12 protein-coding genes and 1 tRNA gene are annotated in these 15,156 nt (G+C 57.2%); 11 read left to right on the forward strand and 2 right to left on the reverse strand.

Annotation, left to right across the window (positions count from 1 at the left end):
* Nucleotides 1-125 precede the first annotated feature (125 nt).
* Nucleotides 126-198, reverse strand: a tRNA-Arg gene (locus IY73_RS06665).
* Between the two features lie 152 nt (nt 199-350).
* Between IY73_RS06665 and IY73_RS06670 the strand changes: the two genes are divergently transcribed.
* The 4 genes from IY73_RS06670 to IY73_RS06685 are packed head-to-tail and all read left to right on the forward strand — an operon-like array spanning nt 351 to nt 4,295.
* Nucleotides 351-737 (forward strand): single-stranded DNA-binding protein, encoded by a 387-nt coding sequence (locus tag IY73_RS06670; protein WP_053979119.1) that lies wholly within the window; start codon nt 351-353, stop codon nt 735-737.
* A 34-nt stretch (nt 738-771) separates the two neighbouring features.
* Nucleotides 772-2,445 carry an energy-dependent translational throttle protein EttA gene (ettA, locus tag IY73_RS06675; protein WP_053962395.1) on the forward strand — a complete coding sequence of 558 codons (1,674 nt, stop codon included), beginning with the start codon at nt 772-774 and terminating at the stop codon, nt 2,443-2,445.
* Between the two features lie 45 nt (nt 2,446-2,490).
* Complete coding sequence (locus IY73_RS06680; RefSeq protein WP_053979120.1) at nt 2,491-2,922, forward strand: acyl-CoA thioesterase; 432 nt, start codon at nt 2,491-2,493, stop codon at nt 2,920-2,922.
* Nucleotides 2,919-4,295 (forward strand): site-specific DNA-methyltransferase, encoded by a 1,377-nt coding sequence (locus tag IY73_RS06685; RefSeq protein ID WP_053979121.1) that lies wholly within the window; start codon nt 2,919-2,921, stop codon nt 4,293-4,295. The genes IY73_RS06680 and IY73_RS06685 overlap by 4 nt, the downstream gene beginning before the upstream one ends.
* Nucleotides 4,296-4,324: 29 nt before the next feature.
* On the opposite strand, the gene pepN is transcribed toward IY73_RS06685, so the two are convergent.
* Nucleotides 4,325-7,165: an aminopeptidase N gene (gene pepN, locus IY73_RS06690; protein ID WP_053979122.1), complete on the reverse strand. Its 2,841-nt coding sequence runs from the start codon at nt 7,163-7,165 to the stop codon at nt 4,325-4,327.
* A 479-nt stretch (nt 7,166-7,644) separates the two neighbouring features.
* On the opposite strand from pepN, the gene IY73_RS06695 reads away from it, so the two are divergent.
* From IY73_RS06695 to IY73_RS06725, 7 genes are all read left to right on the forward strand, one after another.
* Entirely contained in the window at nt 7,645-8,508 is an 864-nt protein-coding gene (locus IY73_RS06695; RefSeq protein ID WP_053962399.1) for a transketolase, read from the forward strand.
* Between the two features lie 4 nt (nt 8,509-8,512).
* Nucleotides 8,513-9,520 carry a transketolase family protein gene (locus IY73_RS06700; protein WP_053979123.1) on the forward strand — a complete coding sequence of 336 codons (1,008 nt, stop codon included), beginning with the start codon at nt 8,513-8,515 and terminating at the stop codon, nt 9,518-9,520.
* 2 nt (nt 9,521-9,522) lie between these two features.
* Nucleotides 9,523-10,335, forward strand: coding sequence for a hypothetical protein (locus IY73_RS06705; RefSeq protein WP_053979124.1), 813 nt, complete (start codon nt 9,523-9,525; stop codon nt 10,333-10,335).
* Nucleotides 10,332-10,865 carry a VOC family protein gene (locus IY73_RS06710; RefSeq protein ID WP_148417784.1) on the forward strand — a complete coding sequence of 178 codons (534 nt, stop codon included), beginning with the start codon at nt 10,332-10,334 and terminating at the stop codon, nt 10,863-10,865. Before IY73_RS06705 ends, IY73_RS06710 begins: the two co-directional genes overlap by 4 nt.
* A gap of 148 nt (nt 10,866-11,013) precedes the next feature.
* Nucleotides 11,014-11,622: a mycothiol-dependent nitroreductase Rv2466c family protein gene (locus tag IY73_RS06715; protein WP_053962403.1), complete on the forward strand. Its 609-nt coding sequence runs from the start codon at nt 11,014-11,016 to the stop codon at nt 11,620-11,622.
* A 159-nt stretch (nt 11,623-11,781) separates the two neighbouring features.
* Complete coding sequence (locus IY73_RS06720) at nt 11,782-12,264, forward strand: ribose-5-phosphate isomerase (RefSeq protein WP_053962404.1); 483 nt, start codon at nt 11,782-11,784, stop codon at nt 12,262-12,264.
* Between the two features lie 363 nt (nt 12,265-12,627).
* Entirely contained in the window at nt 12,628-15,099 is a 2,472-nt protein-coding gene (locus tag IY73_RS06725; RefSeq protein WP_053979125.1) for a hypothetical protein, read from the forward strand.
* Nucleotides 15,100-15,156: the final 57 nt, after the last annotated feature.

Here is a 15,156-nt window from a genome sequence, read left to right on the forward strand (position 1 = left end):
GGCTACATCTGGTGCATTTTAGAGCATTTTTGTGCCCTTTCGTGCCCCCTTAAGCACCTACTGTAAATATAGTAAAACCCCTGATAAACCAGCTTTTATGTCGATCTACTAGGGGTTTCTGCACGTGCCCCCAGAAGGATTCGAACCCTCGACCAATCGGGTAGAAGCCGACTGCTCTGTCCACTGAGCTATGGAGGCATCATCCACAGTGTAGTGCCACTGTGGAAAAGCACAGAACTCGGCTTCCTTCCCGAGTTTTCCTCGCCACCCCGCATGGAACAGTTAGGCGGTGGCACGCGGACCGTCACTGCGTGCCGCACCATGTCACATCTCACGGGAAAGGCCCACCAATGTCGAACACGATCACCCTCATGGGAAACCTCGCTGGTGACCCGCAGCTGCGTCATGCTGCAGAGCGTCCAGTTGCCTCCTTCCGCCTAGCTTCTAACCACCGCTATTTCGACTCCATCAGCCAGTCCTGGAAAGAAAACGACACTCTCTTTATCGAGACGGTCTGCTGGGGGAACCTGGGCGAGAATGTCGCTGCCACACTCCGGAAGGGAGACGCCGTCATTGTTACTGGACGTCTGCTGAGCGATGAATTCACGCCTCAAGGTGCGGAGCGTCCGGTAACGGTGGTGAAGCTCACCGCCACCACAGTTGGGCTCGATCTGCGCTTCCGCGGCCGCACAACAGGCATGTCCGTTCCTGAGGATGTTGCAGAACAGGTAGACTGAGCACGTTAGATACCCCAGTAGGAGAGGTTGATTCGTGTCAGAGTTCGTCTACACCATGCGTAATGTGCGCAAGGCTTTTGGTGAGAAGGTCATCTTGGATGACGTCACCATGTCCTTCTATCACGGTGCGAAGATTGGTGTTGTCGGCCCGAACGGCGCCGGTAAGTCCAGCATTCTGAAGATCATGGCCGGAATTGACCAGCCCTCTAACGGCGATGCTTTCGCGGACCCGGAGGCTACCGTTGGCATCCTGATGCAGGAACCGCAGCTGGACGAAGACAAAACCGTCCGGGAAAACGTAGAAGACGGTCTCGGCCAGGTCATGCAGAACCTCAAACGGTACAACGAGATCGCTGAGCAGATGGCCACCGACTACTCCGATGAACTCATGGAGGAAATGGGTGCACTGCAGGAGAAGCTAGACCATGCGGACGCGTGGGAAATCGATTCCCGCATCGACCAGGCCATGGATGCACTTCGCTGCCCCCCGGGAGAATTCCCGGTGACGCAGCTCTCCGGTGGCGAGAAGCGCCGTGTCGCCCTCTGCCGGCTCCTGCTGCAAGCCCCCGATCTGCTCCTCCTCGACGAGCCCACCAACCACCTGGATGCCGAATCCGTTGCCTGGTTGGAGAAGTTCCTGCAGGACTACAAGGGCGCCGTGCTGTGCATTACCCACGACCGCTATTTCCTGGATCACATTGCTGAATGGATCTGCGAAGTTGACCGTGGCCACCTCTACCCCTACCAGGGCAACTACTCCACTTACCTGGAGAAGAAGGCTGAACGCCTGGAAGTTGCCGGTCGTAAGGATGCCAAGCTGCAAAAGCGCTTAAAGGATGAACTGGCCTGGGTGCGCTCCGGCGCGAAGGCCCGCCAAGCCAAGTCGAAAGCTCGTCTGCAGCGCTACGAAGAGATGGTCGCCGAAGCTGAGCAGTACAAGAAGCTCGACTTTGAAGAGATCCAGATTCCCACCCCGCCGCGCCTTGGCAATGTGGTGGTGGAAGTCAACGACCTCACCAAGGGCTTCGACGGGCGTGTTCTCATCAAGGACCTTTCCTTTACCTTGCCACGCAACGGGATTGTTGGTGTTATCGGCCCGAACGGTGTAGGTAAGACCACCCTCTTCAAAACCATCGTCGGTTTGGAAGAGCCGGATTCCGGCACAGTCCGTGTAGGCGAAACCGTGAAGTTGTCCTACGTGGACCAGAACCGCGAACACATCGACCCCAACAAGACTGTGTGGGAAGTCGTCTCCGATGGGCTCGACCACATTGTCGTCGGCCAGAACGAGATGCCATCACGCGCCTACGTTTCTGCATTCGGGTTCAAAGGCCCAGACCAGCAGAAGAAGGCTGGTGTACTGTCCGGTGGTGAACGCAACCGCCTCAACCTGGCACTGACTCTAAAGGAGGGCGGCAACCTGATCCTCCTCGACGAACCGACCAACGACCTCGACGTGGAGACCCTCTCCTCATTGGAAAATGCCCTCACCAAGTTCCCCGGCTGTGCCGTGGTGATCTCCCACGACCGCTGGTTCCTGGACCGAACCTGTACCCACATCCTCGCCTGGGAAGGCAACGTCGAAGAAGGACAATGGTTCTGGTTCGAAGGAAACTTCGAAGGGTACGAAGCAAATAAGATCGAGCGACTAGGGGAAGACGCGGCCCGCCCGCACTCTGTCACTTACCGCAAACTCACCCGCGACTAACCATCGCACACCACCCACGGGTCCTTGGCAGAAGGGAGTAACACCATGTCGCCCCGGGCAGGAAACTACTCTTGTGAGCTAGAAATCCGGTGGAGTGACTTCGATCAATTAGGCGAAGTCACCGACTCCACCTACATTGAGCTTGCCCGTGAAGCGCGTCTCCGCTTTGTCAAGGACACGTGGATTCGGCGGGGCTTCACTGCACCGCCGATGGTGGTACGCCACCTTGAAGTGGACTACCTCAAGCCACTCCTCTTCGGCAGGGAGAAAGTCAAAGTTGAGTTGACGGTGCAAGCCGTCACGGCCAGCAGCTACACACTCCGGCACGAGTTGCGTGACGAGCGTGGTGACGTCGTCGCCGTGGTGGACAGTGTACTGGTTGCCTTTGACGTCGACTCTCGACGCCAGGTGGAGCTCGAACCGGCACTCCAACTTATGCTCACCGAGTATCAAGCCGCTGCTGACGGTGAGCAGTGACCGTCCAACACTTCGAAAACCCCACGCTGAACTGGGATAACCGGGAAGAACTTATTGTTGCTGGGCACACGCACTACCATGCGGTTGCTTCTGACGCCTGCCTCCCCGACGTAGCCCTTACACCGTTCCAATACGGCCCAGTCGCAGCGGTGGAAGCGACCACCGCGGCGGGAATCGGTGCGGAAACGTCCACGGCAGGCAGTCCTGCTGAGGCAGCGCTTGTAGCCCACGACACTCTCGACAATCTCCTCACCGCCCTCGATGCCGGCGACGATACCCCAGATATGGTGGTCTGCGGTGACGCCTACGACGCCATCCAACATCTCACAGCGCTTAATGGTCTCCGTGCACCCCAACTCGTCTACATCGACCCGCCTTACAATACCGGCACCATTTTTACTGACTATAGTGACGGACTCGACCACCATCTCTGGCTGGGCATGATGCGCACTCGCCTCACTGCGTTGCGGGATGCCCTTGCCCCGACCGGAAGTATCTGGGTCCACCTCGACGACTCTGAAATGCCTTACGCTCGTGTTCTGCTCGATGAGATCTTCGGGCGAGAGAACTTCATTGCCCAGATTGTTGTGGAGATCAACCCCAAAGGGCGGCAGCTCGACCGCTTCTTTGCCGCCTGCCACGATTACCTCCTGGTGTACGCAAAGGACACCAGTATGGTCACCCTTGAGCCCGGGATCACCGGTTCCGTCGACCCCCAAGACTTTCCCTATGAAGATAGCCAAGGGCGCTACCGGCTACTTCCTTTGCGCAACACCAATAAAAGGTTCAACCCCGTCACCGCACGTACCATGAGCTATCCGCTCTACGCGAACCCTGACACCGGTGCTGTGCGTAGCGCGCCCTTCACCGGTGCCAAAGAAATCATGCCCGTCTTTGGGGATTTACAGCCTGCCGTATGGCGCTGGTCTGCATCCACCGTCGCCGAGCGATCCGACGAATTATTCGCCCGCCAGGTGCGTGGGAGAAAAGGTATCCGTCTCGACATCTTCCAGATCGACCGGATGCACCCGGGCCGCCGCAAGAAGCTCAAAACAATCTGGCCAGCAAACGAAGTTGGCTCTTCAGACTCGGCAAAACTACAGTTGCGCCGAAAGTTTGGGGATGACATTCAATTCGCCACTCCAAAACCCGAGCCTCTCCTAGAACGCATCATCAACGCTGCTACAGTGCCTGGTGACTATGTGTGGGATGTATTCGCTGGATCAGGCACCACCGGCGTCGTCGCCCACCGGCTGGGAAGGCACTTCATGATGGCAGAAAGTAACCCTAACACTGTCGCCACTCATATACGTATGCGGTTGGACGACGTTGGGGCTACACCATTCTGGCTGGCAGTCGAGCCGCGCTACTAGGGCCACGACGGCCCAGTAACCGTAGCCCGCTAATCTCCACTGTTGTCGCTTAGAGAACTGTCCAGCGCACGCCCCTGCTGGGCTCGAGACAGGTCAAAAAGCCCCTCACGTAGGAAACGCTGAGCACCACTCGGCAATGTCGTTGAGCTCTCCAACAGTTCTTCTATCAGCTGGCTCACCTCCGCGGGAGCACCCCACAACGGGAAGGCCCGCTCCGTCACCGTGGCAGCCACCTCGCCGCCACGCTTCTCCCATAGCCGCGCCAGATCAGCCGGGTACCGCTGCGCGAAGGGAGCTACCAACGCATCCTGGCCAGCCCATGCGAAACCATCCAAGAGCGCCACCACGGACCAGTTGCCCGCCAGCTCGCCTTCCACCGCAAAAAGCTTCTCCCACACGGCAGCCTTATTGTCCGCAGTGGGCAGCGCAGCCCCCGCAGTCAGTGCCCGGCGCACACCCATACTGGTGTTGTCGGCGCGTAGTGCCGCATCCACATCGTCTTGTGTCACAGCCCCATGGGCAGCCAGTGCCGTCAGCACAGTCCACCGCAGGTCGGTATCCAACTCTAAACCTTCAATGTCTGCAGGGGTCAGTGAGTCCGCTTTCCACACTTCGTACAGCAGCGCCACTTGATCCTTGTGTAGCTTGCACTGGCAGAAAGTGGTGAAAGCGATCAGCTGCTGGTCGGCGCCAAACTGTGGATTCTGGGCGATGGTGAGAAGAACATCGCTCAAAAGTGCCCACCCTTCGGCCTCTGCCCAGGCAGGATCGGTGAAGTACCGCAGTACCTGCACTGCCCGGGCCATCAGGTGCTCCGCTACCGGAAGTTCAGACTCCGCCTCGATTGCCCGCGCAATAACCTCCACCAGGGTGGATCCAGGTAGGGTGGCGTGCATTGTCATCTCCTCCAACACACCCCAGCAGAGGGCGCGAGCGAGCGGGTCCACGATGTCTTCGACGCGCTCGATGACGGTTTCTACGCTCTGTGCATCCAGTTCGATCTGGCAGTAGGTGAGGTCCTCGTCGTTGGGGAGGAGGAGCGCTCCTTGTGGGAGGTTCCGCAGGTCCGTGACGGTGGTCGACTCATCGTCGAGGTCCACTTCGGTGTAGTGGGTACGCACGAGTTCGCCCGCCTCATCTACAGTGAGCGAAGCGTCTGCACTGGTGTGCGCACCGCCTTCCACGATCCCGTCGCTAGCCGCTGGGGCTACCGAGTAGATGCCCACGCCGACGCGGTGGGGACGTAGTTCGCCGGCGCCCGGTGCAGCGCCACTTTGGTGGAGAGTGACGGAGCTGTAACGGGCGGACTGGTCACCCACAGTGGCGTCGACGTCAGCGAGATCCTGTCCTTCGGCCGTGGTGGTGATGTCAAAGTCGAGCGAGAGGGTGTTGCGCCCGGTGGTGGTGAGCCAGGCTTCTGCCCACGCATGAAAGTCCTTGTCGCAGTAGCGGCTGACCGCATCGAGGAGATCTTGGAACGTTGCGTTGCTGTAGGAGTGGGCGCGGAGATAGTCTCGCAGACCCTTGAGGAAGGGATCTAGGCCGGCGTAGGCCACGAGCTGTTTGAGGACGGCACAGCCTTTCGCGTAGGTGATGCCATCGAAGTTGGCGTCCAGCTCTTCCAGATTCTCCATGCTGGCTGCAATGGGGTGGGTGGAAGGGAGGTCGTCTTGCCGGTAGGCCCAATTTTTCTGGGTTGAGGCGAAGGTGGTCCAGGCGGTTTGGTAGTTGGTGGAGCCGAGTTGGGCCATGACGCTCGCCCAGCTGGCGAAGGATTCGTTCAGCCAGAGGTCATTCCACCACTGCATGGTGACGAGGTTGCCGAACCACATGTGTGCCATTTCGTGCAGGACGGTATCGGCGCGTCGCTCGTATTTCCAGGCGGTGGCGTGGGAGCGGAAAACGTAGTCTTCGCGGTAGGTGACGCAACCGACGTTTTCCATGGCGCCGGCGTTGAAGTCGGGGACGAAAACCTGGTCGTAGGAGCCGGTGAAGGGGTAGAGGATGCCGAAAGTGCGGTGGTAGTAGTCGAAGCCGCCTTTGGTGAGGGTGAAGATGTTGCCCGGGTCGAAGTAGGGGGCGAGGGTTTCGCGGCAGTAAAGGTTGAGAGGAATGGTGAGGGTAGTGCCGTCCTCCTCGGTCCACTGGTAGGTGTCGCTCCATTGGTGGTAGGGGCCGGCACAGAGGGCAAAGAGGTAGGGGCAGAGGGGGTTGGTGGGCTGGAAGTGGTGGGTGCTGGCTTTTTCTTCGCCGAAGATGGGGGAGGTGGCGGTAGTGGAGCTGTCGATGCTGCTATTGCTGATGATGTGCCAGCTGGTGGGTGCCGTCACTGTGAGGTCGATGGGTGCTTTGAGGTCGGGCTGGTCGAAGCAGGCGAAGACGCGTTTGGAGTCGGCGGGTTCGCATTGGCTGTAGAGGTAGACGGTGCCGTCTGCGGCGTCGACGGAGCGGTGGAGGCCTTCACCTGTGGTGGAGTAGCGGCACCAGGCGTCGATGACAATGGTGTTGTGGTCGGCGAGGGAGGGGAGGGCTAGACCGTTTTCGCCGGTTTCTCCGGTAGTGGAAAGAGTGGTGTTGTAGGCGTGCACGTCGAGGGGGTCGCCATTGAGGGTGGCGGAGAGAAGGTGTGCGTCGCGTAGGTCGAGGAAGGTGGAGTAGCCGGGAGTGGGGCAGTCGAGTTGAATGGTGGTGTGGGAGCGGAAGTGAGTGAGGGGGGAGATCCCGGATGGGGCGTCTGGGAGTGTGTAGTTTTCTGCAGTGTTGGGGTGGGTGGTGGGTTGGGTGACGTCAAGGTGGATGGTGTAGGAGGTGACGGTGAGGTGTGCGGCGCGGTCGGCGGCGGTTTCTCGGGTCAGGTTGAATGACGTCACGGAGTAGCTCCTCAGTGGGTGAGTGGTGGGCTTCTGTGACGGTTTCAGAGACACTTTTGTGTGATCGTCACAGATGCGTTTTAGGGTGTTTTTAGTTAATAGGGGGCGAACCTAAGAAAAGCGATAAACTGGTAGCTTAATCGCTTTAGTTGAGACTCTAGTTGTTCATTCCCGCAATGTCAGTAGGGGGTTACGAAGCCCTTGTTGTAGCGGAAACACTCGGCAACATTTGATAATGCAACATAGGCCTTGAGCTGGGTGTTTCCACTTCTTTTCAAGAACAGTGAGCTAGCGTATCCAGATCCAAAAAATTTGCCCAAGCCCTCGGTAGCCTAGGAGTCAGCTCCAATTAGTTTAATTGTGCGATCGGACGGGCATTCTCGTTTTTGTGAGTGGGAATCCTTCGTTAGCGAGGGAGGATCCGCGGAGCCCCTGCCAGTCTGTGTTGCGCTTATCAACTCCTCGGAAGGAGATGTCACATGGCGTTGGATCAAGCCGAATGGAAGCGGCTCGAAGACAAGGCCTCCGAGCTCAGGAAGCTTACCCTTCAGACGGTTATCTGGGCAGGGTCTGGTCACATCGGTGGTTCGCTCTCGGCAACGGACGTCTTGACGGTTCTTTACTACAACGAGATGAATTTCGATGGTAAGAAACTAGACGACCCGGACCGCGACCGCTTCGTGCTGTCGAAGGGCCACATCGGCGTTGGTTTCGCCCCTGTTCTTGCTGACAAGGGCTGCTTCCCCAAGGAATGGCTGGAAGAGTACAACCACACCGAGTCCCCGCTGGGTATGCACCCCTGTTCACACATGGTGCCCGGCGTCGAAATCTCCACCGGTTCGCTCGGCCACGGCCTGCCGATCGCCGTGGGCATGGCCCTCGGCGCCAAGCTGCTGGGCAAGGAATGGCGTACCTACACCCTGCTGGGTGACGGTGAATCGGACGAAGGCTCGAACTGGGAAGCTGCTATGGCCGGCGCCAAGTTCAAGCTGGACAACTTGGTCGCCATCATTGACCGCAACAAACTGATGATGGATGGCCCGACCGAGGACATCATGCCGCTGGAGAGCTTCGGCGACAAGTGGCGCGCCTTCGGGTGGGAGGTCATCGAAATTAACGGCAATAGCATTCCCGAGATCGTCGACGCCTTCGCCAAGGCTCGCGAAGTCAAGGGGAAGCCTACTGCCATCATTGCCAACACCACCAAGGGTTGCGGCATTGACTTCATCGCTGGTGACTACAAGTGGCACTACGGTGCATTCGCGTCGGATCTGGCAGATAAAGCATTCGATAGCCTAGACCGCTACCACGAGCAGCGGCTTGCAGCAGTGAAGGGAGCCTAACGCAATGGCTGGTATGACTTATACGGCACAGGCCCAGGTTGACCTGTCCACCGCCGAAATTTACGGCCGCGTTCTCACCGAACTTGCTGCCGAGCATGAGGATATTGTTGGCCTCTCCGCCGACCTCGCCAAGTCCACCAAGATTGGTCTGCTGGGTGACAAGTTCCCCGAGCGTTTCTTCAACGTTGGTATTGCTGAGCAGGACATGATGGGCATTGCTGCCGGTCTTGCCGCTGCCGGTTTCACTCCGTTCGTGTCTACCTTCGCCGCCTTCGCCTCTATGCGCGCATGCGAGCAGGTCCGCACGGACATCTGCTACAACAAGAAGAACGTTAAGATCATCGCCACCCACACTGGCACTTCCTTCGGCCAGGCCGGTACGACCCACCACTGCACCGAGGACATCGCCATCATGCGCTCCTTCGCAGGCATGGTCGTCCTTAACCCTGCTGATGGTATGTCCACCGCCCAGGCTGTGGAAGCTGCCTACGAGCACGACGGCCCCGTCTACATTCGTATCAACCGCGGCTTCGACCAGGTTGTGTACGAGGAGCCCGTTGAGAACTTCCGTATCGGTGGTTCCAACACGCTCCGTGAAGGCACTGACCTCACCATCATTGCCTGCGGCGCTGGCGTATGGCGTGCCGTCCAGGCTGCCGACTTCCTGAAGAACGAGGACGGCCTGTCTGTCCGCGTGATCGACCTGTACTCCTTGAAACCGCTCGACGAAGAGGCTATCAAGGCTGCTGTGAGTGAGACCCGCCGCATCGTTACTGTGGAAGACCACAACATCATTGGTGGTATGGGCTCCGCAGTTGCCGATGTCGCCGCCACCGCCGGCAAGGGCTTCACCTTCAAGAAGCTGGGTGTTCCGGACTGCTGGTCCATCATCGGCCAGCCGGAAGACCTGATGTCCTACTACGGCTTTGACGAGAACGGCATCATCGAAACCGTTCGCGAACTCATGAAGATTGAGGTCGAAGAGGACGACGACTGGGATGATGAGGTCTAAGAATGAGCGATGCTGACAAGACTCGGTATTCAACGATCGTCTTCCTGAAGGCTGTTCTGCCTACTCTGAAGCCGCTCGTTGAAGGTAAGCCGGGCCTGACCAAGCTCTGGGGGAGTACCAACGGTACTGTCCAGATCAGCGCTTGCGCTCCGGATGGCGAATTCAATGTGAATGGTGTGCAGAAGGACGCCATGCACTTTGAAATCACCGATGGAGCTCTGCAGCCCCGCTTGTCCGCCACCGACTATCCCGACTTTGAAATCGAGTTCAAGAGCCGTGAAGATCTCGTCACCTTCTTCACCGGTGGACTCGCCCTTCCCAAGTTCCGCGGAGCTCTGAAGAAGCCCGGACTGCTGGTGAAGACGATTGGCACGCTGCTCGTCCTCTCCAAGCTGATGGGTGCCACTGAGCCCCCGGAGGATCCGGACGAAGCTGCACTTCTCACCAAGCTGATGTTCTACTTGCTGACCACGGGTATTTCCCAGCTCAACAAGGCCGGACATCCGAAGTTCAAGAAGTGGGCCAAGAAGCAGCCTGACCGTGTGTACCAGCTGTCAGTGCAGGGTAAGCCTGACTTGGCCGCCTACGTGCGCGTCAAGGGTGGCCGTACCCGTGCATCCCGCGGCTACTACAAGCGTTCTCGCCCGTTCTTCGAACTGTCCTTCGACTCCGTCCCGAGTGCCCTTGGCACCCTACTGGAGATCGACGACATGCTTGAGGCCACCACTGCTGGACGTATTCTCATGTTCGGTGCCCCCGAGTATGGTGCAGACTTCGGCGATCTTCTTCTCACCATCGGAGGTTACGCAAAGTGAGAATCCCATTCGTTAGCCCGAAGATTCACGGCCTCATGCACGTCGGCGTTACCGTGTCCGACTTTGAGGCAGCTGTCAAGTGGTACCACGAGAAGTTCAACTGCCTGCTCGTTTCTGAGATGGTTTTGGATAACTCGGTCCTGGAGCCCATGTCTAACATGTATGGCGCTTCCGGCCTGAGTACCCGCCTGGGCTTCTTGCGTACTCCCGACGGTGGAGTTTTGGAGATCTTCGAATTCACTCCCAAGCAGGACAAGCAGAAGTGTGAGTGGAACCGTCCCGGTTACACCCATGCCTGCATCTCTGTTCGCGACGTACCGAAGGTTCGTGCCGAACTGGAAGCCCAGGGAGTTGAGTTTGTCACCCCGATCAATGCCACTGCCGGCACCCACTGGTGCTTCTGCAAGGACCCTGACGGCAACTTCATTGAGATCATGGACCTCCATGGTCAGCGCCTGCTGCTGAAGTGGCTCGGCTGGACCCAGGGCCTGATCGACAAGAAGGGCAAGTACGCCTCCTACTACAAGTAATTCCTTGTCGTAGAACGCAGAACCCTCACTGACCCCACCTCCTGGGAGGTGGGGTCAGTGCTATTTTCGGAATAAACGTATACCCCGCTGGGTTATCGTCAAGTGAAAGAGCACTGCGCTTTTTCCCCCTCAATAGAGAAAGGCCGCTATGTCTGACACCCGCGTAGATTTTTGGTTCGACCCCTCCTGCCCCTGGTGCTGGCTTACCTCCCGCTGGATCCTTGAGGCAAACAAGGTTCGTGATTTCGACCTAGGCTTCCATGTGATGAGCTTGGGTGTCCTCAACGAGGGGCGCGATCTTGACCCCGCCTACCGGGAACATATCGACAAGACGTGGGGGCCCGTCCGTGTGCTGAACGCGGCAGCACAGGAACATGGGGAAGACGTCCTCGCGGATCTCTATACCGCTATTGGTTTGCGATTCCACAATGGTGGGCGTCCCCAGGACAAGGCTGCCGTTGAGGAAGCTCTAGTGGACGTTGGACTGCCCACTACCCTTATGGAGCATTGGGACGAGACCACCTACGAGAAAGAGCTGCGGGCCTCGCACCATGCCGGCATGGATGTGCTGGGAGATAACGTGGGTGCCCCGTGTATCCATGTAAATGGTGTTGGCTTCTTCGGTCCGGTCATCAGTCGTGTTCCGAAGGGCGAGGAAGCAGGGAAGGTGTTTGACGGGGCAGTCGCGCTGGCAAACTTCCCCTACTTCTACGAACTCAAGCGATCCCGCACGGAATCCCCTGTCTTTGACGTCTAGACGCTGCTTTTACAGGGGCGTTTACGGGGCAATGGCGTTGTAGAGGAGCGCTGAGCAACGGCATTTTTATGGTGTTGAGCGATTGCCGCACAACACTGAATTGGGGCATTTTGCTCTGATTCGGCTTTTCGTTTGCCTGGCTCCCATTAAGCTAAAGCTATGCGAATTTATCTTGGCTCCGATCATGCCGGTTTTGATATGAAGAATGCTATCGCGGCCCATCTCAAAGAAGAGGGTCACGAGGTCGTGGACTGTGGCGCCCACGAATATGACGCCCTTGATGATTACCCTGCCTTCTGTGTTTCCTGCGCGGAACATGTCCGTGACGATGAGGGGTCTCTCGGCATCGTGCTTGGCGGTTCCGGTAACGGCGAGCAGATGGCCGCCAATAAGGTGAAGGGAATTCGTTGTGCCCTCGTGTGGAATGTGGAGCTTGCCAAGTTGGCGCGCGAGCACAATAACGCACGGGTGATGAGTCTCGGCGGTCGCTTCACTGAAGAATCCGATGCACTGAAAATGGTAGATGCATTTATTGCTCAACCGTGGTCTGAAGAAGAGCGCCACCAGCGTCGCATCGACATTTTGTCCAAGTATGAGGAAACAGGGGTTAACGAAGGTGCTCCTGAACCACAAAAGGTATAGATTCGGTATCTTTTTTCGGGATGTTCCTTCCGTACGGCGGGAACATCCCGTTTTTTATTTCCCAAGGAGTCAGGAAATAACCTGTGAGAAGTTGGACGATATCACGGAAACTGAAGCAAATTTCTCGTGAATTGGTAGACAAAATTCTCGAAGCCGGGCGTCGGATCGCGGCAGGTGGATAAATTGTTTGTGCAGGTAGGAAGGTTTCAGTTTTGGTATTTATCAAAAAATCTAGAAAAGCTGGACGGATTGATTAAACCGAACGGGTTAAAACTGTGAATTACTTGAAAGCGCCATGTTTTTTTATCCCGAGAACTCAGATAAAGTTTTGGTAGCAGTATTGCGTCTAAATGAGGTTTATCTATGTCTTCCCGCGTTCGGAATCGCCTGCGTGCCCTCGCCACCTCGGCTACCAGTCTGTTGGTAGCTAGCAGCATGGTGTGTGCACTGGCGCCCGCTGTATCTGCCGCACCGACTAGCTCGGAGACGAGCACCGCTACCTCTACGTCCACGAAGGGCTTCCTGGGCGGGCTGTTTGGCGGAAAGTCTGACGAAGCCACCAGCACGAAGGCTCCTGCCTCAACGGTGACTTCCATCAATCATCTGCGCGATCTTTTTGACGCGCCGAAGGCGTCCATTACGACCACTCAGCCGGAAGATCCCAACGCTGAGGCCGAGGGACGCGAAGCTATCCGTAACAAGGATGGTGAGATTGTCTACACTGGCAAGCACACCTCCCAGTCCGCTGCAGAAGCTCAGGGTTTGTACTGCGAAACCTCTGACGACCTGACCTTTGGTGGTGTGGCGCACCTTGTTGAGGATCAGCTGCGCAGGCTCATCAAGGATAAGGCCGCGATGAAGGTCTTCGACCAGCAGGTCCGGATGCTAGAGACGGCAATGAACTACGTTCAGCTGCCGACCCTCATTGTTTCTAATCCGGCAACTCAGCTGACGGGTCCGGCCCGCGAGTTCGACGACCATGGCGTGAACTACCTGGTCGGGGCTCTGTTGAAGGCCCGTGATGGTGGTTGGCGCTCGACGGTGTCTGTTCAGGACATCACCATTAATGAGGCTGTTGAGACGGTGCTGTGGTGGTTCTACTGGGTTCAGATTTATGGCCAGTGGCATAACGAGACTTTCCCGTCTATTATTCGGGCGACGATTCTGGGCATCAATCTTGGTGGTCTGACTGATCCTGTCGAGAGGACGTTGGCATTGGGCCCAAGCATTGTGCTGGGTCTGGGGAACTTTATTCAGAAGCAGCTACAGAAGAACTGTCTCTCTAAGACGAACTCTCGTTCCAACCCCGGCAACTACCAGTACCATGACCTGCCGGCTTGGTTGCCGAAGGATATTACTGATGGGGTGCACCAGCTCGAAGCTCCTCTTGATAATGTTGAGGTTGCCGACGAGGACTGTCCTCCGATTTCGGAGATGAACTTCCGTCGCATCGGTAAGCGCACCACGCTTATCATGCGCAAGGACGTTAAACCCCAGTATCGCGAACTGTTCGACCAGGTGGCACAATTTGTGCTACTCCGCATGGAGGAGATTAAGGTCAATAAGGCCCTGATCCCTCTGAAAGCGTGGGAGATCGGCGGTCTGATTGGTCTCATCAATAACCCAGTCCTCACCTATGTTGGTGGCACTGCACTTGGTGCAGTTGATGGACGCGCCTATCAATGGGTACCGATGGGCGAGATCACTGTCGATAATGCTGCAGACATTGCTATTGTTTCGAACGCAGTGGCGAAAATCATCGCCCAGATTATGTGGGCCATCACTAGGGCAATCATGCAAGCGGTGATTAATGGTGCCAATAAAGGAATTGATAAAGCTATCCGGAAGGCAATTGCCGAAGCGGTTCTTGGGCCAGAAATTGTCGGGACAAAAGATGTGTGTAGGGCTCTCGCGGGAGTCCTGATAGGGGGTAGCCTTGCCGGAGGTACAGTTGCTCCTGGGGTTATTCCCCCGGCACTTGCCGGGCAAGCTGCGTTGGGTCTATTCTGCGGCACGGTTGGTTTAGTTGAGCATGCTGCTACTGATGATCCTGCAACTTTTACTGTCACCCCTGCTTTGAATATCCGTTTTTTCCCCTTACCAGCAATTTCTTTCGGTATTCTCATTCCATGGTTCGGGTCTATCCCCGTCGGCCCTCCCGGTACAGATCCTTCAAACCCCGGACGAACACTTGGTGCACCAGTGTTGGGGGATGTGATCATCTTCGGCCGACTATTTGAAAAGTCCAAATTTATCCAGCTGCTGACGATCTTGGGTTTGGACTGGGACCTTATCATTAACCCCATCCCCACCATGTTCTTCGCGGGTGACGTGCTGCTACCTATGGGGCAGAAAGTCACGCAGTCTGTATGCCTTGCAGAAGATAAAGGCCACCGTCAAGCTAAGTGGCAACGCGGTACCGCCCAGATGGAAGAGGACGCCGCGCTAGCCGAGAAGAAGGGCCTCTACGAAGCCCCCAAAGGACCGAACATCATCCTCTTCAACAAGTGGGTGTTGCCCTTCGCTAACCCCTTCTTCAAACCCGACTATGCGAACCTCAACACCGACGTGCCCGAGCGTGAACCGATGATCCAGCGTCACGACCCCAACCGCGTCCCCGACCAACTCGATCCCGATGACGTCGAGTACAAGGATGAGGTTAACCCCTCGCCGGATCCCGACTACAAGATCACGTACAACCGTGACTTCGACCAGCTTGATCCCACGACGTCCATCACCAAGGACGACCCGTACGCTCCTGCCACCAGCTCCGAAAGTAGCTCAACCACTACCAAAGAGCCCAAGGTCACGAGCACCACGACCAAGCGCAACTAAAACCGCATAACAAAGGGAGGGCCTCGCCACAATGGCGGGGCCCTCCCTTATGGCCCT

This window comes from Lawsonella clevelandensis, assembly GCF_001293125.1.
GTDB classification, from domain to species: Bacteria; Actinomycetota; Actinomycetes; order Mycobacteriales; family Mycobacteriaceae; genus Lawsonella; species Lawsonella clevelandensis.

What these genes read in the sequence shown, in the direction of transcription:
- IY73_RS06725 (WP_053979125.1), top strand. Translation starts at nt 12,628, where the DNA reads ATGTCTTCCCGCGTTCGGAATCGCCTGCGTGCCCTCGCCACCTCGGCT.
- IY73_RS06700 (WP_053979123.1), top strand. Translation starts at nt 8,513, where the DNA reads ATGGCTGGTATGACTTATACGGCACAGGCCCAGGTTGACCTGTCCACC.
- IY73_RS06680 (WP_053979120.1), top strand. Translation starts at nt 2,491, where the DNA reads ATGTCGCCCCGGGCAGGAAACTACTCTTGTGAGCTAGAAATCCGGTGG.
- IY73_RS06715 (WP_053962403.1), top strand. Translation starts at nt 11,014, where the DNA reads ATGTCTGACACCCGCGTAGATTTTTGGTTCGACCCCTCCTGCCCCTGG.
- IY73_RS06705 (WP_053979124.1), top strand. Translation starts at nt 9,523, where the DNA reads ATGAGCGATGCTGACAAGACTCGGTATTCAACGATCGTCTTCCTGAAG.
- IY73_RS06695 (WP_053962399.1), top strand. Translation starts at nt 7,645, where the DNA reads ATGGCGTTGGATCAAGCCGAATGGAAGCGGCTCGAAGACAAGGCCTCC.
- IY73_RS06720 (WP_053962404.1), top strand. Translation starts at nt 11,782, where the DNA reads ATGCGAATTTATCTTGGCTCCGATCATGCCGGTTTTGATATGAAGAAT.
- IY73_RS06670 (WP_053979119.1), top strand. Translation starts at nt 351, where the DNA reads ATGTCGAACACGATCACCCTCATGGGAAACCTCGCTGGTGACCCGCAG.